The 25559-nt window shown below is 68.3% G+C and carries 27 protein-coding genes; 21 read left to right on the top strand and 6 right to left on the bottom strand.

The window, feature by feature from the left end; genetic code table 11:
• The first annotated feature begins 204 nt into the window (after nt 1-204).
• From FHR96_RS11325 to djlA, 4 genes are read left to right on the top strand one after another with little or no spacing between them, the layout of a single operon-like run.
• A complete protein-coding gene (locus FHR96_RS11325; protein ID WP_183387791.1) occupies nt 205-483 on the top strand; it encodes an exodeoxyribonuclease VII small subunit in 279 nt (92 codons plus the stop codon).
• Nucleotides 470-1357, top strand: coding sequence for a (2E,6E)-farnesyl diphosphate synthase (gene ispA / locus FHR96_RS11320; protein ID WP_183387790.1), 888 nt, complete (start codon nt 470-472; stop codon nt 1355-1357). Before FHR96_RS11325 ends, ispA begins: the two co-directional genes overlap by 14 nt.
• A 38-nt stretch (nt 1358-1395) precedes the next feature.
• Nucleotides 1396-3357: a 1-deoxy-D-xylulose-5-phosphate synthase gene (gene dxs, locus FHR96_RS11315; RefSeq protein ID WP_183387851.1), complete on the top strand. Its 1962-nt coding sequence runs from the start codon at nt 1396-1398 to the stop codon at nt 3355-3357.
• Nucleotides 3354-4115, top strand: coding sequence for a co-chaperone DjlA (gene djlA, locus FHR96_RS11310; protein WP_183387789.1), 762 nt, complete (start codon nt 3354-3356; stop codon nt 4113-4115). The genes dxs and djlA overlap by 4 nt, the downstream gene beginning before the upstream one ends.
• An 82-nt stretch (nt 4116-4197) precedes the next feature.
• Here djlA and uraH read toward each other — a convergent pair whose 3' ends face one another.
• Nucleotides 4198-4605, bottom strand: coding sequence for a hydroxyisourate hydrolase (gene uraH / locus FHR96_RS11305; RefSeq protein WP_183387788.1), 408 nt, complete (start codon nt 4603-4605; stop codon nt 4198-4200).
• 141 nt (nt 4606-4746) lie between these two features.
• On the opposite strand from uraH, the gene FHR96_RS11300 reads away from it, so the two are divergent.
• Both FHR96_RS11300 and FHR96_RS11295 read left to right on the top strand, forming a co-directional pair.
• Nucleotides 4747-5418, top strand: coding sequence for a heavy metal response regulator transcription factor (locus tag FHR96_RS11300; RefSeq protein WP_183387787.1), 672 nt, complete (start codon nt 4747-4749; stop codon nt 5416-5418).
• Nucleotides 5418-6794 carry a heavy metal sensor histidine kinase gene (locus FHR96_RS11295; protein ID WP_221195786.1) on the top strand — a complete coding sequence of 459 codons (1377 nt, stop codon included), beginning with the start codon at nt 5418-5420 and terminating at the stop codon, nt 6792-6794. The genes FHR96_RS11300 and FHR96_RS11295 overlap by 1 nt, the downstream gene beginning before the upstream one ends.
• A gap of 47 nt (nt 6795-6841) precedes the next feature.
• Here FHR96_RS11295 and FHR96_RS11290 read toward each other — a convergent pair whose 3' ends face one another.
• From FHR96_RS11290 to ribA, 3 genes are all read right to left on the bottom strand, one after another.
• Nucleotides 6842-7132, bottom strand: coding sequence for a hypothetical protein (locus FHR96_RS11290; protein WP_183387786.1), 291 nt, complete (start codon nt 7130-7132; stop codon nt 6842-6844).
• 123 nt (nt 7133-7255) lie between these two features.
• Entirely contained in the window at nt 7256-7921 is a 666-nt protein-coding gene (gene trhA / locus FHR96_RS11285; RefSeq protein WP_183387785.1) for a PAQR family membrane homeostasis protein TrhA, read from the bottom strand.
• A 126-nt stretch (nt 7922-8047) separates the two neighbouring features.
• A complete protein-coding gene (gene ribA / locus FHR96_RS11280) occupies nt 8048-8686 on the bottom strand; it encodes a GTP cyclohydrolase II (protein WP_183387784.1) in 639 nt (212 codons plus the stop codon).
• 138 nt (nt 8687-8824) lie between these two features.
• Here ribA and hemE point away from each other — a divergent pair, with 138 nt between their 5' ends.
• The 3 genes from hemE to speE all read left to right on the top strand — a co-directional run bounded on the left by hemE (nt 8825) and on the right by speE (nt 11240).
• A complete protein-coding gene (hemE, locus tag FHR96_RS11275) occupies nt 8825-9901 on the top strand; it encodes a uroporphyrinogen decarboxylase (RefSeq protein ID WP_183387783.1) in 1077 nt (358 codons plus the stop codon).
• On the top strand, nt 9894-10265 hold the full coding sequence (locus tag FHR96_RS11270; RefSeq protein ID WP_183387782.1) for a VanZ family protein: 372 nt from the start codon (nt 9894-9896) through the stop codon (nt 10263-10265). The genes hemE and FHR96_RS11270 overlap by 8 nt, the downstream gene beginning before the upstream one ends.
• 75 nt (nt 10266-10340) lie before the next feature.
• The gene (speE, locus tag FHR96_RS11265; protein WP_183387781.1) at nt 10341-11240 is read left to right on the top strand and encodes a polyamine aminopropyltransferase; all 900 of its coding nucleotides are present in this window, start codon (nt 10341-10343) and stop codon (nt 11238-11240) included.
• 237 nt (nt 11241-11477) lie between these two features.
• On the opposite strand, the gene FHR96_RS11260 is transcribed toward speE, so the two are convergent.
• Nucleotides 11478-11963 carry a hypothetical protein gene (locus tag FHR96_RS11260; protein WP_183387780.1) on the bottom strand — a complete coding sequence of 162 codons (486 nt, stop codon included), beginning with the start codon at nt 11961-11963 and terminating at the stop codon, nt 11478-11480.
• A 215-nt stretch (nt 11964-12178) separates the two neighbouring features.
• Here FHR96_RS11260 and FHR96_RS11255 point away from each other — a divergent pair, with 215 nt between their 5' ends.
• Together FHR96_RS11255 and FHR96_RS11250 are read left to right on the top strand one after the other, a co-directional pair.
• Complete coding sequence (locus tag FHR96_RS11255; protein WP_183387779.1) at nt 12179-12607, top strand: host attachment protein; 429 nt, start codon at nt 12179-12181, stop codon at nt 12605-12607.
• 211 nt (nt 12608-12818) lie between these two features.
• A complete protein-coding gene (locus FHR96_RS11250; protein WP_183387778.1) occupies nt 12819-14948 on the top strand; it encodes a methyl-accepting chemotaxis protein in 2130 nt (709 codons plus the stop codon).
• 56 nt (nt 14949-15004) lie between these two features.
• Here the strand turns inward: FHR96_RS11250 and FHR96_RS11245 are convergent, their stop codons facing one another.
• Entirely contained in the window at nt 15005-15928 is a 924-nt protein-coding gene (locus tag FHR96_RS11245) for a LysR family transcriptional regulator (RefSeq protein ID WP_183387777.1), read from the bottom strand.
• A 159-nt stretch (nt 15929-16087) separates the two neighbouring features.
• Between FHR96_RS11245 and FHR96_RS11240 the strand changes: the two genes are divergently transcribed.
• The 10 genes from FHR96_RS11240 to dctP all read left to right on the top strand — a co-directional run bounded on the left by FHR96_RS11240 (nt 16088) and on the right by dctP (nt 25517).
• Nucleotides 16088-16864, top strand: coding sequence for a ferredoxin--NADP reductase (locus tag FHR96_RS11240; RefSeq protein ID WP_183387776.1), 777 nt, complete (start codon nt 16088-16090; stop codon nt 16862-16864).
• 235 nt (nt 16865-17099) lie between these two features.
• The gene (locus FHR96_RS11235; RefSeq protein WP_343066364.1) at nt 17100-17879 is read left to right on the top strand and encodes a GntR family transcriptional regulator; all 780 of its coding nucleotides are present in this window, start codon (nt 17100-17102) and stop codon (nt 17877-17879) included.
• A gap of 260 nt (nt 17880-18139) precedes the next feature.
• Nucleotides 18140-18457: a nitrite reductase small subunit NirD gene (gene nirD, locus FHR96_RS11230; RefSeq protein ID WP_111382319.1), complete on the top strand. Its 318-nt coding sequence runs from the start codon at nt 18140-18142 to the stop codon at nt 18455-18457.
• Nucleotides 18458-18460: 3 nt separating this feature from the next.
• On the top strand, nt 18461-18766 hold the full coding sequence (locus FHR96_RS11225) for a recombinase-like helix-turn-helix domain-containing protein (RefSeq protein ID WP_183387775.1): 306 nt from the start codon (nt 18461-18463) through the stop codon (nt 18764-18766).
• 52 nt (nt 18767-18818) lie between these two features.
• Nucleotides 18819-19850, top strand: a complete 1032-nt coding sequence (locus FHR96_RS11220; protein WP_183387774.1) for an aromatic ring-hydroxylating oxygenase subunit alpha — start codon at nt 18819-18821, stop codon at nt 19848-19850.
• Nucleotide 19851: 1 nt separating this feature from the next.
• Nucleotides 19852-20607, top strand: a complete 756-nt coding sequence (locus tag FHR96_RS11215; RefSeq protein ID WP_183387773.1) for an SDR family oxidoreductase — start codon at nt 19852-19854, stop codon at nt 20605-20607.
• 10 nt (nt 20608-20617) lie between these two features.
• Nucleotides 20618-21823: an NAD(P)/FAD-dependent oxidoreductase gene (locus FHR96_RS11210; RefSeq protein WP_183387772.1), complete on the top strand. Its 1206-nt coding sequence runs from the start codon at nt 20618-20620 to the stop codon at nt 21821-21823.
• 37 nt (nt 21824-21860) lie between these two features.
• Nucleotides 21861-23135 carry an MFS transporter gene (locus tag FHR96_RS11205; protein WP_183387771.1) on the top strand — a complete coding sequence of 425 codons (1275 nt, stop codon included), beginning with the start codon at nt 21861-21863 and terminating at the stop codon, nt 23133-23135.
• A gap of 222 nt (nt 23136-23357) precedes the next feature.
• Nucleotides 23358-24485: an FAD-dependent monooxygenase gene (locus tag FHR96_RS11200; RefSeq protein ID WP_183387770.1), complete on the top strand. Its 1128-nt coding sequence runs from the start codon at nt 23358-23360 to the stop codon at nt 24483-24485.
• Between the two features lie 54 nt (nt 24486-24539).
• Complete coding sequence (gene dctP, locus FHR96_RS11195; RefSeq protein WP_183387769.1) at nt 24540-25517, top strand: TRAP transporter substrate-binding protein DctP; 978 nt, start codon at nt 24540-24542, stop codon at nt 25515-25517.
• Nucleotides 25518-25559: the final 42 nt, after the last annotated feature.

Genomic DNA, 25559 nt, shown 5'->3' with positions numbered 1-25559 from the left:
CCGGTGCCGGCTCGAAATGAGGCCACAGATGTTACCACAGCCACGGGGCGCCAAGATGAAAATGCTGCGCTGCCGACATGAGGCGCTTGCATGACACGCCCCGGCTCGCGCGGCCTGGGCCGCGACCCTGACGGGGCAGACGACCCCCGGGGGGGAGCGTGTATACTGTCGCCCTCATGGTGGGAGCGACCGACGAGGAAAGCCATGGCGGAACAGCACAGCGAGCCCGGAGACGAGGCCGCCCCGACGGACTTCGCCGCGACCGTCGAGCGCCTGGAGGCGCTGGTGTCGCGGCTGGAGTCCGGCGAACTGACGCTGGAGGGCTCGCTTGAGGCCTTCGAGCAAGGCGTGCGTTTGACCCGCGATGCACAGCGCCGCCTCGACGAGGCCGAGCTCAAGGTGCGCACCCTGACCGAAGGCGAAGACGGTGGCATGGACCTCCGGCCCTTTGCCCCGCCCGCGGAGGACGATGGTGAACGCTGATAACCTGGCGGTGCGACTGGCCGCCGACCGGGCGCGAGCCGATGCCACCCTGGAGCGCCTCTTCGCTGAACGGCCGGCCCCGTCGCCACGCCTCGAAGCGGCGATGCGCCACGGCGTGCTGGTCGGCGGCAAGCGCCTGCGGCCGGTACTGGTCTATGCCGTCGGCCGTGCCCTGGGTGCCGACGAGACGGCGCTGGACGCACCGGCGGCGGCGCTGGAGCTGATTCACGCCTACTCGCTGGTTCACGACGACCTGCCGGCGATGGATGACGATGACCTGCGGCGCGGTCAGCCCACGGTGCATCGGGCCTATGACGAGGCCACGGCGATCCTCGCCGGCGACGCCCTCCAGGCGCTGGCCTTCGAGGTTCTGGCCACGACGGCCCATCCGCGGCTGCCGGCGATGATCGCCACCCTGGCCCGCGCCGCCGGTCGTGATGGCATGGTGGCGGGACAAGCGCTGGACCTGGCCGCCGTGGGCGGCCACCCTGACGTGACGGCGCTGGCCACCATGCATCGCCACAAGACCGGCGCGCTGATTCGCGCCGCAGTGAGGCTGGGTGGCCTGGTCGCGGTAGCCGAGGACGACCCGCGGCTGGCCGCCCTGGAACGCTACGCCGAGGCCATCGGCCTGGCCTTCCAGGTCCACGACGATGTGCTCGACGTCACCGGCGACACGGCCACCCTGGGCAAGGCCTCCGGCGCCGATGCCGCCCGCGACAAGCCGACCTATCCCAGCCTGCTGGGGCTGGAGGGCGCGCGGGCCCGGGCCGCCGAGCTGGTCGATGAGGGCGTGGCGGCACTGGCGCCGCTGGGCGATGCCGCTGCGCCCCTGGCCGCACTGGCCCGATACATGATCGAGCGTGACCACTGAGGAGGCCCATGCCGGCTTCCCTGACAGATAGAGCCTTCATGAAGCTGTTCGATGACATTCCGGTCGAGCGTCCGGCGACGCCGCTGCTCGACACCCTGGAGACGCCGGCCGCCCTGCGGGCCATGGACGATGCCCAGCTCGCCCAGGTGGCCGACGAACTGCGCGCCTACCTGCTCTACAGCGTGGGCGTCTCGGGCGGGCACTTCGGTGCCGGCCTCGGCGTCGTGGAGCTCACGGTGGCGCTGCACCATGCCCTGGAAACGCCCCACGACCGCCTGGTGTGGGACGTCGGCCACCAGGCCTATCCCCACAAGATCCTCACCGGGCGCCGCGAAGCCATGACCGGGATCCGCCAGTACGGCGGCCTGGCGGCCTTTCCGCGGCGCGCCGAGTCGGAGTACGACACCTTCGGCGTCGGCCATTCCAGTACTTCGATCTCCGCGGCGCTGGGCATGGCGCTGGCCGCGCGCACCCGCGGCGAGAAACGCCGGGCCTGCGCGGTGATCGGCGACGGGGCGCTGACCGCGGGAATGGCCTTCGAGGCCCTGGCCCATGCCGGCCATGTGGATGCCAACCTGCTGGTGGTGCTCAACGACAACGAGATGTCGATCTCCGAGAACGTCGGCGGCATCGCCAGCTACCTGGCGCGGATCCTGGCCAGCAAGCCCTATACCAGCATGCGCGAGGGCGGCAAGAAGGTGCTCTCGCACCTGCCCGGGGCGCTGGAGCTGGCGCGGCGCACCGAGGAGCACATGAAGGGCATGGTCAGTCCGGCGACCCTGTTCGAGGAGATGGGCTTCAACTATATCGGCCCCATCGACGGTCACGACCTGGCGACCCTGACCCAGACGCTGCGCAACATGCGCGACCTGGAGGGGCCGCAGTTCCTGCACGTGAAGACCCGCAAGGGGCGCGGCTTCCTGCCCGCCGAGGCCGATCCCATCGGCTACCATGCGATCACGAAGTTGGAAAAGAACGAGCCGGAAAAGAACGGCAACACCCCGCCGCCGCTCAAGCCCTCCGCGCCGCCGCCAAAGAAAAAGCAGAAGTACTGTAACGTCTTCGGCGACTGGCTGTGCGACATGGCGGCGGCCGACGAACGGCTGATCGGCGTTACCCCGGCGATGCGCGAGGGCTCGGACCTGATCCGCTTCTCCCAGGAATACCCCGAGCGCTACTACGACGTGGCGATCGCCGAACAGCATGCCGTGACGCTGGCCGCTGGCCTGGCCTGCGAGGCCATGAAGCCGGTGGTGGCGATCTACTCCACCTTCCTGCAGCGCGGCTACGACCAGCTGATCCACGACGTGGCGGTGCAGGAACTGGATGTGACCTTCGCCATCGACCGGGCCGGCCTGGTCGGTGAGGACGGTCCGACCCACCACGGCGCCCTGGACCTGTCCTACCTGCGCTGCGTGCCGGGCATGGTGGTGCTGGCGCCGGCCGACGAGGCCGAATGCCGGGCCATGCTCAGCGCCGCCTACCATCATCCGGGGCCCGCCGCGGTGCGCTATCCGCGCGGCACCGGGCCGGGCGTCGAGATGCCCGAGCATCTGGAGCCGCTGCCGATCGGCGAGGCGCAGCTGCGTCGCCGCGCCGGCAGCGGGGGCCCGAAGGTTGCGCTGCTGGCCTTCGGCAGCCTCAATGGCCCGGCCGCCGAGGTGGCCGAGCGGCTCGATGCCACCCACCTCAACATGCGCTCGGTCAAGCCGCTGGACCGCGAGGCGGTGCTGGCCGCGGCCGCCAATCACGACCTGCTGGTGACCCTGGAGGAGAACGTGGTGGCCGGCGGCGCCGGCAGCGGCGTGGGCGAGCTGCTGGCCGCCGATGGGCTCGGCGTCGCGCTGCTCCAGTTGGGCCTGCCGGATACCTTCGTCGAGCACGGCAAGCCGGCGGAGCTATTGACCGAATGCGGCCTCGACGCCGAGGGCATCGAGGCCGCGATTCGCCGCCGGCTGGGGAATGCCCCCGCCGCCACGGAACAGGGAGAGACGCCATGATGATGGCCATTATTATCGGTGCACTGCTGGGCCTGTGGATCGGCGGCCCCCTGGGGCTCTTGATCGGCGGCGGCCTCGGCTACTGGCTGGTGCAGCGCCTGCGCAAGAGCATGCTGGGCAAGCTGGCCGGGGTACAGGCGCAGTTCCTCGAGTCGACCTTCGCGGTCATGGGCTGCCTGTGCAAGGCCGACGGCCGGGTCTCCGAGGACGAGCTCGAGGCCTCGCGCAAGCTCTGGGATCGCCTGCGTCTCGGCGAGACCCAGCGCGCCAAGGCGCGGGCCGACTTCACCCGCGGCAAGAGCGCGGACTTCGACCTGGACGCCGAGCTGGCCAAGGTACGCCAGATCGTCGGTTCCCAGCCGGCGCTGCGCCAGGTGTTCCTGCAGGTTCAGCTGGCGGCGATCGCCGCCGACGGACAGCTGCATCCCGCCGAGCAGGAGATGCTGATGCGGGTGATGCGTGGGCTGGGCTGCTCCGAGGCCGAGATCGCCCAGATCGAGGCGATGCTGCGCGGCGGACCCGAGGCGGCGGGCGACTCGGGCCCTTCCCTGGAGGACGCCTACCAGGTGCTGGGGGTCTCGGCCGAGGCCAGCGATGCCGAGATCAAGAAGGCCTATCGGCGGCTGATGAGCGAGAATCACCCCGACAAGCTGGCCGCCAAGGGCATGCCCGAGAGCATGCGCGAGGTCGCCAAGGAGCGCACCAGCGAGATCGGCAACGCCTACGAGCGCATCCGCAAGGCCCGAGCCACCGCCTGACCGCGCTTTGCACCATGCGCCAACGCAAGGAAGCCCCTGACCGAGGTCGGGGGCTTCTTGCATTCGGCGGGCCGGCGCCGCGTTAGCTGCCGCGGTAGGTGGAATACCCGTAGGGGCTGAGCAGCAGCGGGATATGGTAGTGCTGGGCGCTGTCGGTCACTTCGAAGGGCACCGGGATTTCCGGGAAGAAGGTCTGGGTATCGTGTGCGGCGAACCAGTCGCCGGTCTCGAAGGTCACGCGGTAGATCCCCGGGGTAAAGGGCTGGTCGTCGGGATAGAGCGCCGAGATGCGGCCCGACTCGGCCGTGGTGCCGGTGGCCAGGGTCTCCCAGCCGCTCTCGGTCTGCTTCTCGAGCTGGACCTCGACGCCCGGCGACGGCTGGCCGGACTGGATATCGAGCACGTGTACGCTCAGCGGATTGTCGGCGGCCAGGGCCGGGGCGGCGGCACACAGGCCGAGGGCGGCGATCAGCGTTCGGGATAGGCGCATGGAAGGCTCTCCTGTGATGATGGAGACGCCAGCCTGACAGCGTCGCGCCGTCGACTTCCTGACGCGAGGATTACGACTTTGTAATGGGCAGCCCATGCGCATCGGGCTAGCCTGTGGCGTCATTTCACGAGGGCCCGATTCATGCGCATCCTGCTGGTGGAGGACGAAAGCAAGACCGCCGACTACCTGTCCCGAGGGCTCGGCGAGGCCGGCTACCGGGTCGAGGTGGCCCGGGACGGGCTGGACGGCCGGCACCTGATCGAGGAAGCCAACTTCGACCTGATCATCCTCGACGTCATGCTGCCTGGGCTCGACGGCTGGGAGCTGCTGCGGCTGATCCGGCGTCGCAGCCAGGTGCCGGTGCTGTTCCTGACCGCCCGGGACGCCGTGGAGTATCGCGTCAAGGGGCTGGAGCTGGGCGCCGACGATTACCTGGTCAAGCCCTTCTCCTTCGTCGAGCTGCTGGCCCGGGTGCGGACCCTGCTGCGCCGCGGCCCGCCCCGCGAGCGGGAGCGCTACCAGGTGGCCGACCTGCACATGGATGTGCTGAAGCGGCGGGTGACGCGGGGCGAGGCGCGGCTGTCGCTGACCAATCAGGAGTTCGCGCTGCTGCAGCTGCTGCTGGAGCGCGAGGGCGAGGTGCTGTCGCGGACCCTGATCGCTTCCGAGGTGTGGGGGATGAACTTCGACAGCGACACCAACGTGGTCGAGGTGGCCGTGCGGAGGCTGCGGGCCAAGGTCGATGACCCCTTCCCGCACCGGCTGATCCACACCGAGCGTGGCATGGGCTACGTGCTGGAGGATCGCAGCTGATGCGTGGGCCGTCCTCCCTGTCGCTGCGGCTGTCGCTGCTCTTCGCGTTGGTGACGCTGGTGCTGCTCGGTGGCCTGGGCGCCTACCTCTACCACGCCCTGGGCGAGCAGATCGCCTGGCGCGACGACCAGATGCTGCAGGGCCGCCTCGAGCGCATGGAGGCGCTGCTGGACGACGGTGAGAGCATCGCGGCGCTGCGCCGCCGACCGCTGCTCTACGCCAACATGCTGGGCAATCGCGAAAGCCTGCTGTGGATACTCGATGCGCAGGGCACGCCGCTGATCGAGGTCAATCCGCCGGGCCTGCCGGTGCCCGAACTGCCGTCGGCACCGGAAGGGCGCCTCGGCGAGCATCCCGCCGTCGAGGCGACGCGCCTGGCCTGGCGCAGCCTCGACCATGACGGGCGACGCCTGACCCTGGTGGCCGGCAAGACGCTCGACGAGCGCGAGCGGATGCTGGCCGCCTATCGGCTGCGGCTATGGCTCGCCATGGGAGTGGGCGCGGTGCTGGCCTGTGTGCTGGGCTGGGCCGTCGCTCGGCGTGGGCTGCGCCCGGTCAGGCGGTTGGCCGATCGTGCGCGCATGATCGACGTGGCGCACCTGCACCAGCGCCTGGAGGCGAGCGACGAAACGACGGAGCTGCGCGAGCTGAGCCGTGCGCTCAACCAGATGCTGGCGCGCCTGGAGGAGGGCTTTGCCCAGCTGTCACGCTTCTCCGAGGATCTGGCCCACGAGATGCGCACGCCGCTGGGCAACCTGCTGGGGGCGACCCAGCAGGCCTTGCAGCGTGAGCGTGCCTCGGAGGAGTACCGCCAACTGCTGGGTTCTCACGTCGAGGAGTACGAGCGGCTGTCGCGCATGATCGAGACCATGCTGTTCCTGGCGCGTACCGAGCAGCCGTCGCAAACGCTGCCCCGCGAGGTGCTCGACCTGGGGACCCTCGTCGACCAGCTGTGCGACTACTTCGAGGGCATGGCCGAGGACGACGGCCGCTCGCTGGTCAATCGCACGCAAGGGCGGGTGACGGCCAATCTCGACCTGCTGCGCCGGGCGCTTGCCAACCTCATCGACAACGCGCTGCGCCATGGCGGCAGCGGCACCGAGATCCGCCTGGTATCGCGGCCGGAGGCCGGGAGGCTCCGCCTCGGGGTGATCAGCCACGGAGCACCGATTCACGACGCCGAGCGGGAGCGGCTCTTCGAGCGCTTCTATCGCGGCGATCCGGCGCGCTCGCGGCCGGCGGGCACCGGCGGCCTGGGGCTTGCCATCGTGCGTTCCGTGGCGCAGCTGCACGGTGGGGAGGCGTGGTGCGAAAGCGACGCGGCCGCCACCGTCTTCTGGCTGAGTCTGCCAGCGGACGGCGGCGGCCGCGACTGACCAGGCCGCCCCCGCGAGGGAGCGGCCATGCCATCGACCCGGTGCTGTCAGCCCTGGGTCGCCTGGCGGGCCAGGTCGATGGCGTCGTCGCTGGCGACGATCTGTGTCGCCTGGGGCTGGGCATTCAGGCGCAGACGGGCCTGGGCCATGGCCTCGCTGCCGCCCCAGTCGGCCGGCGCCTGGCGGGAGGCGCTGTCGGTGGCAGTGTCCTGGGACACGGGCGCGGTGGACAGCGACTCCTGGTGCAGCTGGAGTGCCCGCTCGGTGGCCGGGTCGGCCTGGGCGGCCAGGGGCAGGGCGGCGAGCAGCAGGCTAGCGGTGATCAACTTGAGTTTCATGTGAGATTCCTTCGTCGGGCGTGTTTGATAGCGACAATAATAATAGCTGACTAACAATTAGCAAAGGGAAACGATGCTATGGCGTCGATAACGCCTGACTATGTTCCGGCCGGGTGGGGCGCCTCAGCCCGGGTAGGGCAGCACGTCGGTGACCACGGCGGCGTAGTGGCAGGCGCTGCCGCCCATCACGCACAGGTGCCAGGCGGCGTGGTTGAAGGGGATGGCGCGGACTGCGAAGAACACCAGTCCCAGGGAGTAGGTCAGGCCGCCGGCGACCAGCAGGCCGATACCGGTCATTGACAGGGCGCCGTCGAGCTCTCCGGCGGCGACCAGTATCAGCCAGCCCATCAGCAGGTAGATGGCCATGTGCAGGCCGCCCAGCTCCCAGGGACGCCATAGCTTGAGGGCGATCCCGGCGACGGCGAGGGTCCAGATCACCGCCAGTAGCGGCTCGCCGAGCGAATCCTGCAGATTGACCATCAAGAAGGGCGTATAGGTGCCGGCGATCAAGGTATAGATCGCGCAGTGATCGAGGAGCCTGAAGGCGCGCTTGAGGCCGGGGTGGCGCGTACTGTGGTAGAGCGTCGAGGCGGTGTAGAGCAGCACCAGGGTGGTGCCGTATAGGGAGACGGCGGCGATCTTGTGCGGGCTCGCGGTCAGGCCGCGGCTGCTGATGGCGACCAGCGCTACCATCCCGGCGACGCTCAGCAGCGCTCCCACGCCATGGCTGACGCTGTGCAGCAGCTCCTCGAGAAGCGAATAGTCGGGGTCGCCGGGGTGCCGAGCCATGACGGATCCTCCCTTTGTGCTTCGACGTCGGCGTCGAAGCGGAGGTTCCCGTCAGTCGGGAAAGTCATCCAACGCAGGGGGAAAGCAGGGGCATCGCGTCGGCCCTGAGCGATACCGCTCCTCTGCTCAGGGCTTGTTGCGTTCGATGTCCACGTCGCTGGCCTGCGTAAAGTCGCCCAGCACCATCATGTGGCCGAGCTTGCCGGCCTTGGTGGAAAGATAGTGCTCGTTGTGGGGATTGAGGCCGGTGGTCAGCCCCACCCGCTCGCTGACCTCGACGCCTGCTCGGGTCAGGGCATCGACCTTGCGCGGGTTGTTGGTCATCAGCCGCAGCGCGCCAATGCCCAGGTGCTCGAGCATCGGCAGGCAGAGATCGTAGCGGCGCAGGTCGGCGGCGAATCCGAGCTGCTCGTTGGCTTCCACGGTGTCGGCACCCTGGTCCTGCAGGTGGTAGGCGCGGATCTTGTTGAGCAGACCGATGCCTCGACCCTCCTGGCGCAGGTAGAACAGCACGCCGCGGCCCTCCTCGGCGATGCGCTTGAGCGCTTCCTGGAGCTGGTAGCCGCAGTCGCAGCGCATGGAGAACAGTGCGTCGCCGGTCAGGCATTCGGAGTGGACGCGGCCCAGCACCGGTGTGCCGTCGCCGACGTCGCCCAGGGTCAGCGCGATGTGGTCCTTGCCGGTGGCTTCGTCCTCGAAGCCGTGCATGGTGAAGGTGGCCCAGGGCGTGGGCAGCCGGGAGGCGGCGATGTAGCGAATCGTCACGATGTACCTCGATGCATGACCATGGCGTGGCCGATGGATATGCTCGCATTCTATCAGGACGATGACGGGCTCACGAGCAGCCCGTGCGGTGTCGATGGGGTACAATGTGGCCCACATTTCCCGTGGATGAGCGCCCGCATGGAACTCAACAACGATCGCCTTCTGCGCGCCCTGGCGCGGCAGCCCGTGGACCGCACCCCGGTGTGGATGATGCGCCAGGCCGGCCGTTACCTGCCGGAATACCGCGAGGTGCGTGCCGAGGCCGGCAGCTTCATGGACCTGTGCCGCGACCGTGATCGTGCCTGTGAGGTCACCCTGCAGCCGCTGGAGCGCTATCCGCTGGATGCCGCCATCCTGTTCTCGGACATCCTCACCATTCCCGACGCCATGGGGCTGGGGTTGTACTTCGAGACCGGCGAGGGGCCCAAGTTTCGCAAGCCGGTGCGCACCGCCGAAGCGGTGGAGGCACTCAGCGTGCCCGATGCCGAGCGCGACCTGGACTACGTGATGAACGCCGTCACGACCATTCGCCGGGAGCTGAACGGCCGGGTGCCGCTGATCGGCTTTTCCGGCAGCCCCTGGACGCTGGCCACCTACATGGTGGAAGGCGCCTCGAGCAAGGACTTCCGCCATGTGAAGGCGATGCTCTATGACACGCCGGACACCATGCACCGGCTGCTCGACACCCTGGCCCAGGCGGTGACCGACTATCTCAATGCCCAGATTCGCGCCGGCGCCCAGGCCGTGCAGATCTTCGATACCTGGGGCGGGGCGCTCTCAACGCCGGCCTATCTGGAATTCTCGCTGCGCTACATGGAGCAGATCGTCGCCGGCCTGATCCGTGAGCACGAGGGACGCAGGGTGCCGGTGATCCTGTTCACCAAGAACGGCGGCCAGTGGCTCGAAGACCTGGCGGCGACCGGCGCCGACGCCCTGGGGCTCGACTGGAGCACCGAGCTGGCCGGAGCTCGACAGCGGGTCGGCCATCGGGTCGCCCTGCAGGGCAACCTGGATCCCAACGTGCTGTTCGCCCGGCCCTCGGCGATCCGCGCTGAAGTGGCGCGCATTCTCGACAGCTATGGCGAGGGGCCGGGCCACGTGTTCAACCTGGGGCACGGTATCAGCCAGTTCACCGACCCGGAGCGTGTCACCGCCTTTCTCGACGCCCTGCACGAACTGAGCCCGGCCTATCATCAGCGCATCGCCCATGACTGACCCGGGGCGGCTGCGGCGCTGGCATGACCGCCGTCGGCTGTGGGCGGTGCTGGCCGCGGTGGCGGCGCTGTTGGTTGCCTGGGGCAGCCTCATGCCGGGCGACGAGCTGCCCGATGCGTTGCCCTGGGACAAGGCCAACCACTTCCTCGGCTACGCCGCCATCGCCGGGCTCTGCGGACTGGCCGGGCTGCGTCTGCCACTGGCCTTCGCCGCGGCCGCGCTGTTCGGCGTGGCGATCGAATTCGCCCAGATCGCGGTGCCCGGGCGCTTCGGCGGCGACCCGGCCGATATCCTGGCCAATACATTGGGCGCCGGCTGCGCGGTGCTGGCGCTCCACGGGCTGCGCCGGGGCTTCCTTCGCTAGCCGTCCTGGGCTATCTTGCGGCCGCCGCTTTGCCGGCGGCCCGCTCTTCTCCACACGTTACCTTGAGGGTCCCCGATGAGCTCCTCTCTTGATTCCGGCCCCGATGCTGGCCTCGGCTCTGGTTCCAGTTCCGGCTGGTTCACCGAAGTCTTCGACAGCCACGGCAGCGCCTTCTCGCTGAAGGTCACCGAGAAACTGCACGAGGTGCAGAGCCCCTATCAGCACCTCGAGGTCTACGCCACCGAGACCTACGGCAACCTGATGGTGCTCGACGGCTGCGTGATGCTGAGCGATCGCGACAACTTCCTCTATCACGAGATGATCGCCCACCCCGCGCTGTTCACCCATGCCGCCCCGCGGCGGGTGGTGATCATCGGCGGCGGCGATTGCGGCACCCTGCGCGAGGTGCTGCGTCATCCCGGCGTCGAGAAGGTCACCCAGATCGATATCGACGAGGAAGTGACCCTGGCCGCCGAGCGCTTCTTCCCGGCGCTCACCGCGTCCAACGACGATCCCCGCGCCGAGCTCATGTTCGCCGACGGTGTGCAGTGGATCGAGGAGGCGGGCGACGAAAGCGTCGACGTGCTGATCATCGACTCCACCGATCCGGTGGGGCCCGCCGAAGGGCTGTTCAAGACCGACTTCCTGCGCCGCTGTCATCGCGTGCTGCGTCCCGGCGGCGTGCTGGTGCAGCAGAGCGAGTCGCCGCTCTATCACAGCGGCACCATCATCCGCGAACTGCGTCGCGACATGCGCGAGGCCGGCTTCGACAGCGTGGCCACGCTGCCCTTCCCGCAGCCGGTCTATCCCTCCGGCTGGTGGAGCGTGACCCTCGCAGGCAAGGCGCTCGACGTCACCGCGTTCCGCGAGACGGATGTCACGGCGCACGAGCTGCCGCTCGACTACTACACCGTCGAGGCCCATCGCGGCGCCCTGGCGCTGCCGCCTTTCATGCGCCGCTTGCTGGAAGAGTGACCAGGCTCCTCGATAGACCGCGGATGACAGCGACGACCCCCGGCCAAGGCCGGGGGTCGTCGCTTCGAGGGGCATACAAACGACTGCGCTCGGCCATTGCGGCGTTGAAATAAGCATTCAAGATGCTCATTTTCCAGCTTGTAAACTCGCACGCGAGCCCGGTCCGTTTTTCAGCCTGTTTCGCCTTGCCTGGCCTTCGCTCGTGACGTTTGTAAGCCCCTCGCGAGCGAAATGTCGTCACAGCCGCGGCTCGTTGGCGGGCGCCGGTTCGGCGTGTCCTCCGGCCAGGTCCAGGCTCGGTTCGTCCTGGCGGCGACGCGGGGCCTGGCGGGCGACGCGGGCCGGACTCAGCACCGCGTCCTCGCCGTCGACCTCGCGCCCGCCGGCGGTCCAGGCACGCTCCTGGTCATGGACCGCGGGGCGGCGTTCCACCGAACGGGTGACCACGGCGCCGGGGGCGAAGCCGGGGCGCTGGGCCGCCAGGTAGTGGGGGAGCAGCCATAGTTCGGCCAGCAGGCGGGTGGCGACCATGGCCAGCAGCATCACGCCGCCGCCGAGCGCCAGCTCGGGCCAGGCCGTCGCCCAGTCGGTATCGGCCAGCCAGGGCGTGCGCGGGGCCAGCCACAGGCCGCCGGCGGCCAGCAGGCCTAGCTGAATGGTCGCGTGGCAGAACAGCAGGGTAGAGCGCGGCAGCGGTTGCCGCGGGAACAGGAAGTGGCGCATGTCGTGTCCTCCGGGGTTCGGCCATGGGGATGCCGCTCGCTGGTGTCGGGGCTCCGTGCCGATGAGTCGGGCATCCTACCCCAGCCGGCGGCCGTGCGGCAGTGTCCGCGGATGCCGACGCCAGGTGTCGCCGTTTGACGCTTGAGAGGGGCTTGCCAATGCTGAGAGAGTGGGCGAGGGAGCCCCTCTCGCCCCACATCCCTCAAGGAGCGACTATGACGACCTATATCGTGGTGGCCGATGCCGCCAGGGCGCGGGTCTTCACCCGTGATGCCCTCAAGCTCGAAGAGAAGGACAGCCTGGTGCATGCCGAGGGCCGCCTGCACGAAGGCGACCTGGTGACCGATCGCGAGGGCGACGTACACGAGTCGACATCCACCACCGCGCGTTCCTCCGGCGGAGAGAGCGTGGCGTCTGCCCATCACGAGACCCTGTTTGCCCGTGAGGTGGCCGATCGTCTGTATCGGGCCCGGGTCGACAATACCCTGGAGAAGCTGATCCTGGTGGCGCCGCCCCGCTTTCTCGGCCTGCTGCGCGACAAGCTCGATGCCCCGACGGCAAAGCGGGTCATCCACACCCTCGCCAAGGACCTCACCAAGGCCAGCCTCGAGCACATCCAGGAGGCGGTGAGCGACCTGCGCTGATCGTTCGGCGACATCCGCGAAGCGAGGTCGAACCGGGGGCGTCAAGTCGGCGGACGGCGTGCCGATAACACGAATCCCTTGTCCCGATTCGCGAGTGTCTTTTTCATGACGATGCTTTCCCCGATGCGCGGGGCGGCCCACCCGCCCCGCGTCCCCCTGGCGTGTGCCTGGCACCTCTTGCCCCGTCCATTCCCACCGCGGGAGGCCGGCCATGCGCTTTAAGTCGTTGCGTACCCATGTCGCGCTGCTGGTCGGGCTGTGCATCCTGGCGGTGGCGGCGGTGCTGGTCGGCTATGCGACCTGGGCCGGATCACGCTCCCAGTCCCTGGTGGCTCAGCACGCCGGCGATCTGGTCGAGGCCAATGCCCGACAGCGCCTCGAAGCCCTGGCCGAAGCGCGCTCACAGGCGATCCGGCGCCAGCTCGAGGGTGCCCTGGGGGTGGCCCGCGGCCTGGCCGACACCAATGCGCTGATGGGCGAGCGTGATGACGAGGAGCGGGCTCGCCTGACCCTGGGGCGTCGCGAGCTGTCCTATCTGGCCCGCGACGCGGTGGCCGAGCACCCCGACCTGCTGGACGCCTTCATAGGCTGGGAGCCGGATGCCTTCGGCCCCGATGGCTACTTCACCGACATCGAGGACGGCGGCTACGGGCCTGATGGCCGCTTCATGCCATGGTGGTATCGCACCGCCGATGGTGGCCTCGAGGTGCTGTCGCTGGGCGACGGCATGGAGAGCGAGGCGCGCAACGCCCAGGGCATTCGCGAGGGCGAGTATTACCTGTGCCCGAAGGAAACCCGACGTACTTGCATCATCGATCCCCACTACTACGACTACGGCGGCGAGCAGAAGCTGGTGACCTCGTTCAACGTGCCGATCCTGGTGGACGACGAGTTCCGTGGCATCGCCGGCGTGGATCTGGACGTGGATTTCCTGCAGGGCATGCTCGCCGAGGCCAACCAGGGGCTCTACGACGGCGTGGGCGAGATGGTGCTGGTGGCCTCGCGGGGCGTGGTCGCCGCGGCCACCGACGCCGATGCATCCCTGGGCGAGCTCGCGGCTGACACCCTCGACGAGACGCTGCAGGCGCCGTTGGCCGCGGCCCGCGACGGCGAGTCGAGCTATCGTTTCGACGCGCAGGCCGGGCGCTTCGAACTCTATCGCCCCTTCACCATCGGCGACACCGGAGAACGCTGGGTGCTGGCGATTCGCCTGCCCGAGCAGGCCGTGCTGGCCGGGCTGCATGGCCTGGAGGCGCGGCTGGCCGAGCAGCGTCGGGCCGATTTCTGGGGCATGACCCTGGTGGGCCTGCTGGTGGCGGGCCTGGGCCTGCTGGTGAGCTGGCTGATGGGCGGCAGCATCGCCAGGCCGCTGCGCCTGCTGGCCGAGCGCATGCGCGACATCGCCTCCGGCGACGGCGACCTGACGCGGCGCCTGCCGGTGCGCGGCCGCGACGAGACGGCGCGATTGGCCATCGAGTTCAACGCCTTCGCCGACAAGGTCAACGACGTGCTGGTCGACGTTCGCGACAGCAGCGAATCGGTGAACGTGGCCGCCACCGAGATTGCCCAGGGTGGTCAGGACCTGTCGCGGCGCACCGAGAACGCCGCGTCCAGCCTGCAGCAGACCTCGGCCTCCATGGAGGAGATCACCGGCACCGTGGAGCACACCGCGGATGCGGCGCGGCAGGCCAGCGGCCTGGCGGCGTCGGCCAGCGAGGTGGCGAGTCGCGGTGGTGAGGCCATGGGCCAGGTGGTGGAGACGATGCAGGGCATCAGCGAATCGTCGCGACAGATCGGCGAGATCGTCACCCTGATGGACAGCATCGCCTTCCAGACCAACCTGCTGGCGCTCAACGCCTCGGTGGAGGCGGCCAGAGCCGGCGAGCAGGGGCGCGGCTTCGCGGTGGTGGCCGGCGAGGTACGCCAGCTGGCCAGCCGCAGCGCCGAATCGGCCAAGCAGATCCGGGCGCTGATCGACACCTCGGCCACCCGCACCGAGGAGGGCGAGCGCCAGGTGCGCGCTGCCGGGGACACCATGGAAGAGCTGGTGGGAAGCGTTGCCCGGGTGGCCGACGTGCTGGGCGAGATCACCGCTGCCACCGGCGAGCAGCGCGACGGCATCGGCCAGGTCAACGTGGCGGTGTCCGAGCTCGATAACATGACCCAGCAGAACGCGGCGCTGGTGGAGGAGTCGACCACCGCCGCCGAGCGGCTCAAGGAGCAGGCCGACCATCTCGCCGAGCTGGTCGGCGGCTTCACGCTGAAGGCTCGCGACGACTCGGCGCCGGCCTTGCCGGCGGCCCGCCCCCGGCGGGCCGAGCTCGCCCTGCTGGAGGACTGAGCCGGCCAGCGTTTGCGCCGAGCCGGTCACGGCACAGGGACGTGCCGCATGGCCGGTCAATAGTGGGGCAGATCGAGCTGGTCGCTACGACGGATGCCTTCGGTCATCTGCCGGCATAGCTTGAGGAACTCGCGCATGCCGGGCGCCAGGTACTTGTGCCGGTGCCAGATGAAGGCGAACTGACGGCTCAGGTCCAGATCGGGCGTGGGGATCGGCACCAGGCTGCCGCGGCGGAAGGCGTCGCGCAGCGCCAGCCGCGATACGCAGCCGACGCCCAGGCCGGATTCCACGGCGCGCTTGATGCCCTCGGTGTGCTCGAGTTCGAGCAGGGTATTGAAGCGTCCACGACGGTGCCGGGCGGCCTGTTCCAGGGTCAACCGGGTGCCGGAGCCCTCCTCGCGCATGATCCAGGCTTCCCGCAGCAGCCGGTCGAGCTCCACCGGGCCTTGGCCGGCCAGCGGGTGACGCGGGGCGCAGAACACCGCCAACTCGTCCTCCACCCACGGCTGGGTGATCACGTCTTCGTCCTCGCACTGGCCCTCGATCAGCCCCAGGTCCAGCTCGTGGTGCCGCACGCTGTCGATGATGGTGCGGGTGTTGCGCACCTGCAGGCGGATGCGGCTGCCCGGGTGCTGCTGCATGAAGTCGCTGATCAGCAGGGTGGCCAGGTAGTTGCCGATGGTCAGGGTGGCGCCGACGTCGAGGGTGCCGATGCCCTGCTGGCCGCGCAGCAGCTCCTCGACTTCCTCGGCACGATCGAGCAGCGCCACCGCCTTGGGCAACAGCTGGAAGCCCAGGGCGTTGAGCTTGAGCCGCTTGCCGATCCGGTCCAGCAGCCGGCAGTCGAACTGTCGCTCGAGCTCGGCCAGGGCGGTGCTGGCCGCCGACTGGGACAGCGACAGGGCGCGGGCGGCATGGGAGACGCTCTCGTGCTGGGCCACGGCCACGAACACTTCGAGCTGGCGCAGGGTATAGCGCATCCGGCAGGCTCCGATCTGGTTTATCCGTATTATAGATAAGCTTTATTCATACAATCCATTTAACAGATATTCCGCCGTCTCTTAGAATCATCTGCAAAGACCGATCGACGCAATTATGCGTTTACGGAATATATGTTTTCGGAATAGACGGGAGCCGGCATGAGCAAGTTCGCCCTGGAAGAGGTCCTCAGCGTTCATCACTGGAACGACACCCTGTTCAGCTTCAAGACCACCCGCGAGCGCAGCCTGCGCTTCAAGAACGGTCAGTTCGTGATGATCGGCCTGGAAGTGGACGGCAAGCCGCTGATGCGCGCCTATTCCGTCGCCAGCCCCAACTACGAGGACCACCTGGAGTTCTTCAGCATCAAGGTGCCGGACGGCCCCCTGACCTCGCGCCTGCAGCACCTCAACGTCGGCGACCAGATCATGGTCAGCCGCAAGCCCACCGGTACCCTGGTGACCGACGACCTGCTGCCGGGTCGCAACCTCTACCTGCTGTCCACCGGTACCGGCCTGGCGCCGTTCATGAGCCTGATCCAGGATCCGGAAGCCTACGAGCGCTTCGAGAAGATCGTGCTGATCCACGGCGTGCGCACCGTCAGCGAGCTGGCCTATGCCGATTTCATCACCAAGGAGCTGCCGGCCCACGAGTACCTGGGTGAGGAAATCAGCGAGAAGCTGGTCTATTACCCCACCGTGACCCGCGAAGAGTTCCACACCATGGGGCGTCTGACCGATCACATCCGCACCGGCAAGCTGTTCGAGGATACCGGCCTGCCGACGCTGGATCCCAAGCAGGATCGCGCCATGATCTGCGGCAGCCCGGCGATGCTCGACGAGACCAGTTCGCTGCTCGACGAGCTGGGCTTCAATATCTCGCCGCGCATGGGCGAGCCCGGCGACTACGTGATCGAGCGGGCCTTCGTCGAGAAGTAAGCCGGAAGCCCGAAAAGCGGCGCTACGCGGGCTTAAGCTGGAAGCGTGAAGAGCGCCGCTACGCGGCTGGAAGCTGGAAGAAACCCCTTGACCCCATGATGTCGGGGCTCATGCTGGCTTCCAGCTTCCAGCTTCCAGCTTCGGGCTTCGGGCTTCGGGCTTCGGGCTTCGGGCTTCGAGCCTGCGGCCGGGCCTGCTAGAATCCCCGCCTTCATTCCCGTCACAAGGCGCCGCCGTGCTGACTCTGCTCGCCGACCGTGTCGCCAGGCACCTCGAACGTTCTCCCAGGTCGCCCAAGTATCTGTGCATGCGCGATGCGATCATCGAGCTGATCGTCGAGGGTCGGCTGGAGGAGGGCGCGCGCCTGCCCACCGAGCAGGCGCTGGCCGAGGCGCTGCCGCTGAGTCTCGGCACCGTGCAGAAGGCGCTGCGTGACCTGGTGGAGAGCGGCGAGCTCTATCGCCAGCGGCGCCTGGGCACCTTCGTCGCCGGCGGTGACCATCGCCGCGAGATCACCACTCCCGCCTTTGGCTTCCTGCGCCCCGACGGCGCTCGGGTGCGCATGGTGTTCATCCGCCTGCTCAAGCGCGAGCGCTTGAGCCGCCAGGGGAACTGGCGCGAGATCCTGGGGCCGTGCGAGGAAGGCCATGTGCGGCTGGTGCGCCAGGATCGCATCGACGGCGCCTTCGACTGCCATACCGAGATCTACCTGCGCGCCGACATGGCGGCGCCGCTGCTCGAGGTCGAGGCCGAGGCGCTGGAGCACGAGAGCGTGCTGCCGCTGCTCGAGGCTCGGGCCCGGGTAACGGTCAGTCATGCCGAGAATCGGGTACGGCTGGTGCGGCTGCCCAAGCCCGCGGCTCGGGTCATGCTGCCCGACCAGGCCGATGCCCCGCCGCTGGGGCTGCGCCTCGAGACCTTCTATCGCCTGGCCGACGACACCACCGTGGCCTGGCAGATCATGCACATTCCCGCCAACGACTATCGTCTTTCCCTGCGCACCGAGCTGCGTTAGGCCATTTACGAAAACTGCCAGCGCTCGCCGACTTTTCGCACAAAACCTGGGCAACGCCCACCGGTCTCTCGAACCCGCTCCCATGCCGCCTGCCTATGCTGTAGGCAGGTGACGCTGTCGTCGCGCCGGCTCAATACTATATAGTATTTGACAGCCGACCCGGCGTGCCTATACTGGCGTCAAGGATCATATAAAAAACTCCGTCTCAAATAAGAGATTCGTCAGGGATGAATCATCCCCCGACCGATGAGGACCGAGCCATGAGTTGGACCACCGTCTGCAAGACCGATCAGGTGCAGGAAGACTTCCCCTATTCCGCCAAGGTCGACGGCAAGGAGATCGGCGTCTACGTGCTCGACGGCGAGTACTACGCTCTCGAGGATGTCTGTCCCCACGCCTATGCCCTGCTGTCCCAGGGCTTCGTCGAGGACGGCCAGGTGGAGTGCCCGCTGCACGAGGCGACCTTCGACATCAAGAGCGGCAAGTGCCTGCGCGAGCCCGCCGACCGTGATCTCCACGTCTACCCGGTGCGGATCATCGACGACGAGGTGCAACTCGAGACCAGCGAGGAGAGCTGAACCATGGCCCAGCAAGACTACAACCCCCAACTGAAGCAGTGGCAGCGCATCATTCCCTCCAGCGAGCCGGGCCAGGGCCATATCGAGGCGCCGGGCGGATTCGCCAACCCCGTGTGGCAGACCCGCGCCAGCGCCCCGGGCGCCTTCGAGCATGCCCTGGTGGCGGCCCTCGAGGAGGTCTTCGCCGACGGCGCGACCGAGCTGGACGCCGTGGTCGAGGGCCTCAACGCCCGCCACCGCCACGATCGCAACGGCCAGGCCTGGACCCAGGAAAGCTTCCTTCAGGAGATGGCGGTGCTCGGGCAGTGATCCGCCCGGGGCCGCGTCCCCTTGCCAGTACAAGACATAACGAGGTCGAGACATGACTAGTGCATCCTCCGTCGACACCGCCGTCCAGGACTACCTGGACAGCGGCCTGCGTTCCCTCTGGTATCCCGTCGCCGCCAGCTGGGAGGTCGGCAGCAACCCCGTCGGCATCACCCGACTGGGCGAGAACCTGGTGCTGTGGCGCGGCTTCGACGGTACCCTGCATGCCGTCGAGGACCGCTGCCCCCACCGCGGCGCGCGCCTGTCCAAGGGCTGGAACCTAGGCGATCGCCTGGCCTGCTGGTATCACGGCGTCGAGGTCAACGGCGAGGGCGAGGTCTGCGACGTACCGGCGATCAGCAACAGCCCGCTGGTCGGCCAGGCCTGCGTGCGTCGCTATCCGATCCAGGAGGCGCATGGCGCCATCTTCGTCTATTTCGGCACCAGCCCGGACGAGGAGCCCGGCGAGCTCGAGCTGCCCGAGCAGTTGACCGACGGCGAGACCTACGGCCACTTCCTGTGCACCGCCACCTGGAAGTGCAACTACCAGTACGCCATCGACAACGTCATGGACCCGATGCACGGCACCTACCTGCACTCGGACTCGCATTCCATGGCCGAGGGTGATCGTCAGGCGGAGATGGTACTCGAGCCCACCGAGAGCGGCTTCATCTTCAAGAAGACCGGCCAGACCGGGGTCAACTTCGACTGGGTGGAGTTCGGCAACACCAATGCCCTGTGGCTGCGCCTGTCGATCCCCTACCAGCAGCGCTTCGGCCCGGGCGGCCCGTTCTGGATCGTCGGCATGGCGGTGCCCGAGGACAAGGAGCACACCCGGGTGTTCTTCTGGCGGGTACGCAAGGTGGACGGCTGGCAGCGTCAGGTGTGGCGCTTCTTCTACCGCACCAAGCTCGAGCAGCTGCATTGGGACGTGCTGGAGCAGGATCGCATCATCCTCGAGAACCTGGCCCCCGAGGCCCGGACGCACGAGAATCTCTACCAGCACGACGTGGGCCTCTCGCGGCTGCGCCGGGTGATGCTGAAGATGGCCAAGAAGCAGCTGGCCGAGCGCCAGCAGGCGGCCTGACATGGCCGAGATGCTGAAGGGCAAGCGCATCCTGGTGACCGGTGCCGCTCGCGGCCTGGGCCGCAGCGTCGCCGAGGCCGCCGCCGCCGAGGGCGCGCGGCTGGTGATCAGCGACATCCTCGAGACCGAGCTTGCGCAGACCGCCGAGGCGCTGCGCGAGCGCGGCGCCGAGGTCGAGGCGCTGGTCATCGACCAGGCCGATCCCGCTTCCATCGAGGCGGGCATGGCACGGATCGCCGAGGGCGGTGCCCTGGACGGGCTGGTCAACAACGCGGCCATCGCCACCGGCGTCGGCGGCGAGACCATGATGGACTACGACATGGCCCTGTGGGACCGGGTGATGGCGGTCAACGTGCGCGGCACCTGGCTGATGACCCGCGCCGCGGTGCCGCTGCTCGAGGCCAATGGCGGCGGCCGGGTGGTCAACCTGGCCTCGGACACCGCCCTGTGGGGTGCACCCAGGCTGATGGCCTACGTCGCCAGCAAGGGCGCGGTGATCTCCATGACCCGCTCCATGGCCCGCGAGCTCGGCGAGCGCCGCATCGGCGTCAACGCCGTGGCCCCGGGGTTGACCCACTGCGAGGCCACCGAGTACGTGCCCCAGGAGCGCTACGACTACTACACCCAGGGGCGCGCCCTCAAGCGCGAGCAGCAGCCCGACGACGTGGACGGAACCATCCTCTACCTGCTCTCGGATTGGTCGACCTTCGTCACCGGCCAGGTGATCCCGATCAACGGCGGCTTCGTCTTCAACTGAGGTGGTGCACATGGCAAGCGATATCCAGCACATCGTGGTGATCGGCGGCGGCCAGGCCGGCGGCTATGCCTGCAAGGCGCTGCGCGGCGAAGGCTTCGAGGGCCGACTGACCGTGGTCGCCGACGAGCCCCACGATTTCTACGAGCGGCCGCCGCTGTCCAAGGGCGTGGTCACGGAGAGCGAACCGCTGCCGCGGCTGTTCCCGAAGGAGAGCCTGGCAGCGCTCGACATCGACTGGCGGCGCCCGCGCCGTGCCGTCGAGATCGACCGTGCGGCCGGCGAAGTGGTGCTCGACGACGGCGAGCGGCTGCCCTACGATCGCCTGCTGATCGCCACCGGCAGTCGACCGCGGCTGCCGGTGGCCGAATGGGCGAGCCTCGCCAACGTCATGACCCTGCGCACCTGGGACGACGCCACCCGACTCAAGGCCAAGCTCGAGGGCAGCCGCCGGATCGGCATCATCGGCGGCGGCTGGATCGGCCTCGAGGTCGCCTCCAGCGCCCGCAAGCTGGGCGTCGAGGTGGATGTCTTCGAGCGGGCCCCGGCGCTGTGCGGTCGCAGCGTGGGGCCCGAAGTGGCCGAGGCGATTCGCGAGCTCCACGAGCGCCACGGCGTCGGCCTGGAACTCGCTCGCCAGGACATCGCCCTGGGCGAGGAGGGCGACGGCCGGGTGAATGTCGTGGCCGATGGCGAGGCCCGGGAGCCCTACGATCTGGTGGTGGTGGGGACCGGCGTCGAGATCAACCTGGAGCTGGCCCGCGAGGCGGGGCTCGTCACCGAGCAGGGCATCGTCATCGATGCCGCCGGGCACACCTCTGACCCGCGGATCTTCGCCGCCGGCGACGTGGCCCAGCACCCTCACCTGGGGCTCTGCCTGCAGTCCTGGGCCTACGCCCAGAACCAGGCGCGGGTGGTGGCCGACGCCATGCTCGGCAAGGACGCCCACTACGACGAGCCGGCCTGGCTGTGGTCCGACCAGCATGGCGTCAACATCCAGATCCTCGGCGTGCCGAGCGGCGAGTTGCACTGCGTGGTGCGTCGCGATCCCCAGGGGCCGGTGTTCTTCTACCTGGACGACGAGAATCGACTGGTGCAGATGGTGGCCTTCGACCAGCCGCGCGCCATCAAGCTCGGCAAGCGTTGGCTGGCCGCCGAGCGGGTGCTCGACCCCGAGGCGCTGGGCGATCCCGACTACAACCTGATGCAGCTGCGCTGAGTCGACCTCCCTGACGACACAACGATAAGGTGAACCGATGTCCGATACCGCTGCCTCGGCCTTGACGGCCGGGGCTACGCCCGATGCCGGGCCATCGAGCGGCGCGCGGCGCTGGCTGGTGCCCCTGGCCCTGCTGGCCTGCGTGATCCTGTCGTTCTTCGACAAGATCAGCGTTGCCGTACTGATCTCGAGCCCGGCCTTCCAGGCCGACCTGGGGCTCGTCGGCGAGTCGACCAAGCTGGGCCTGCTGATGACCGGCTTCCTGCTCTCCTACGGGGCCTCGTCGATGTTCCTGGGCTTCCTCGGCGACATCTTCAGCCCCCGCAGTTGCCTCTACGGCATGCTGATCCTTACCGCCAGCATCATGGCGGTGATGGGCTTCGTCGACGATTACGGCCTGATGCTCGGCCTGCGCGTGCTGCTGGGCATCGCCGAAGGGCCGATGTTTGCGGTGGCCTATACCATCGTCAAGCGGCTCTTCCCGCCGCGCGAGCAGGCCCGGGCGACCATGCTGTGGCTGCTCGGCACGCCGATCGGCGCCACCCTGGGCTTTCCCTTCACCATCTGGGTCATCGACCAGTTCGGCTGGCGAGCCAGCTTCTTCGCCATCGCCCTGCTGACGGTGCCGGTGATGCTGCTGGTCTACCTGGTGTTCCGGCGCCTCGACGTCAGTACCCGCTCCCCGGCGCTGCAGCACAGCGACAAGCAGCACGTGCCGCTGGCGACCCACCGCGCCGCCACCGGTCGGCTGCTCAAGCGCTGGACCTTCTGGTCGATGTGCCTGTTCAACGTTGCCTTCCTGGCCTACCTGTGGGGCCTCAACAGCTGGCTGCCCACCTACCTGGTCCAGGACAAGGGCATCGATCTCGACCAGGCGGGGATCTTCTCCTCGCTGCCGTTCATCGCCATGCTGCTGGGTGAGGTGATCGGTGCGATCGTCTCCGACCGCTTCGACCGGCGCGCGCTGATGTGCTCGATCGCCATGCTCGGTGCGGGCCTGGGATTGGCGATGGTGCTGTCCATCGAGGGCTCCAACTGGGCGATGATCGCCGCCATGTCGTTCAGCGCCGCGATGTGGGGCGTCGGTGCGCCCAACGTCTTCGCGCTGCTGGCCAAGGCCACGCCCTCCGACGTCAGCGCCACCGCCGGCGGTATCTTCAACGGCCTGGGCAACTTCTCCGGTGCCCTGGTGCCGGTGCTGATCGGCGCCCTGATCGTCGCCACCGGCGACATGACCGCCGGGCTGATGTTCATGATGGCCATGGCCTTCCTCGGCGCCGTCGTGCTCCTCCCCCTGGTTCGCCGCTACTGAGTGAGCGGCCGGCGCCGGCCCGTCCCGGGTCGGCGCCGCCCTTTTCGCACCCATCCTGTTGATTTTCCGAGGGTCGTTGATCGACCTCCGGCGACCGTCCGGGCGACGTTTGACAAAGGTCGACGGCGAGCCTACATTGCTATCATCAAATAATAAACAAAGTTTCAAATATGGCACGCCAAGCGGCGCGCCGTCTGGGATGGCAACAAAGGTAACAACAGCATGACAAGCCTGAAGATCGGTATCTGCGGTGGGGGTGTCGGCGGTCTCTGTGCAGCGCTGGCGCTGCGTCAACAGGGCCATGAGGCCATCGTCTTCGAACGTGCCAAGCAGTTCCTGCGCATCGGTGCCGACGTCAACCTGACCCCCAACGCCGTGCGTGCCCTGGATCGCCTGGGCGTGGGCGAGGTGCTGCGCGAGACCGCGGCGCGTCCGACCCACCGCATCAGCCGTACCTGGGATACCGGCGAGGAGACCTCGCGGCTGCCCATGAGCGAGGCCGCCGAACAGCGCTACGGCGCCCCGCAGCTGACGATCCATCGCGGTGACCTGCTGCAGGCCCTGGAGAAGGCGCTGCCCGAGGAGGCCATCCGGCTGGGCAAGCAGGCCGAACGCATCGAGCAGGGCGAGCCGATGCGCATTCACTTCGCCGACGGCAGCCATGAGGACGTCGACCTGGTGGTCGGCGGCGACGGCATTCACTCCGCCGTGCGTCGCGAGCTGTTCGGCGCGGACCAACCCGAGTTCACCGGCCTGGTGTCCTATCGCTCGGTGGTGCCGCGCAGCGCGGTGCCGGAGATCGAGAACCTGGATGCCTTCACCAAGTGGTGGGGCCCGAGCCCGGATGTCCAGGTGGTGGTCTTCCCGCTGACCCGCGGCGAGGAGGTGTTCATCTTCGCCACCACAGCCCAGGACGACTGGCGCGAGGAGTCCTGGACCCTGCCCGGCGACGTCAACGAGCTGCGCGCGGTCTACAAGGACTTCCACTCCGACGTCCAGGCCCTGCTGGCCGCCTGTGAGGGCGTGACCAAGTCGGCGCTCTATGTGCGCGAGCCCATGGAACGCTGGTCGGTGGGGCACGCCACCCTGATCGGCGACGCCGCCCACCCCATGGTGCCCTTCATGGCCCAGGGCGCGTGCATGGCCATCGAGGACGCGGTGGTGCTGTCGCGCTGCCTGGAGGGCGTCGACCGCGCCGGGCTCTCCGCGGCGCTGGACCGCTTCGAGTCGGCCCGCAAGGAGCGTACCGCCAAGGTACAGCGCGGCTCCCGGGCCAACGACTGGCTCAAGGGCGAGGGAAATGCCGACTGGGTCTACGGCTACGATGCCTGGGGCGTGGCGCTGGCCTGACGCCGGCCTCTGCTCCCCGAACGCTTCAATAACAACATCCGAGGAAATTCCCGCATGACCAAGAAGCTCCTGACCACGTCCCTGCTGGGCCTGTCCCTGGCGACCGCCGCCGGGGCCGCCCAGGCCGAGGAAATCACCCTCAACGCCGTCTCCTTCACCCCCAAGAGCGCGGTGGTATCACACGGCTTCGAGGCCTTCGTCGAGGCGATCAACGAGAAGTTCGACGGCGAACTGCAGATCAACTGGCGCGGCGGCCCCGAGGTGATGCCGCCGTTCCGCCTGGCCGATGCGGTGCGCAACGGGTCCATCGACATGGCGATGACCAGCCCCAGCTACTATTCCGGCCTGGTGCCGTCGGCCACTGCCTCCAACCTGTCGTTCAAGACCTACGACGAGATCGCCCAGACCGGCTACCTGGACCTGATGACCGAGGTTCACGCCGAACGGGGCCTGCACTATCTCGGCGAGATCCCGGCGAGCCCGGTGAAGTTCTTCCTGTTCTTCAAGGACGAAGTCACCGGCCTCGACGATATCTCGGGCAAGCGCATCCGCGTCTTCCCGACCATCCTGCCGTTCGTCGAGTCGCTCGGCGCCGAGCCCCTGGTGCTGCCGATGGGCGAGATCTATACCGCCATGGAGCGTGGCGTGATCGACGGCTTCGCCCAGAGCAACCTCGGCTGGGTCGACCAGTTCGAGGACGTGGTCAACTACTACGTCACGCCCCCCTACTACCGGGCCGGCTTCAACGTGCTGGTCAACCCGGAGGCCTGGAGCGAACTGCCCGAGGACCTGCAGGCGCGCGTGCAGAGCTACCTGCGCGATGAACTGGCGCCCGAGATCGACGAAAGCTGGAACGACATCATCGCGACGGGCTATCAGCAGATGGACGATGCCGGTTTCCAGGAGGTCGAGCTGACCGGTGACGACGCCGACCAGTATCTCTCGACCGCCATCGAGGCGGCCTGGGACAAGCTGGCCGAGGACGTGGATCCGGAGCTGCATGCCAAGCTCAAGGCCATGCTGGTCGACTGATCGCCCCTGCGTCCCCGGCGTCCTCTCCCTAGGGCGCCGGGG

It is taken from the genome of Halomonas organivorans, from assembly GCF_014192055.1.
Lineage (GTDB): Bacteria > Pseudomonadota > Gammaproteobacteria > Pseudomonadales > Halomonadaceae > Halomonas > Halomonas organivorans.
Note: the sequence above shows the minus strand (reverse complement) of the source record. Positions and strands in the feature narration are given on the sequence as shown.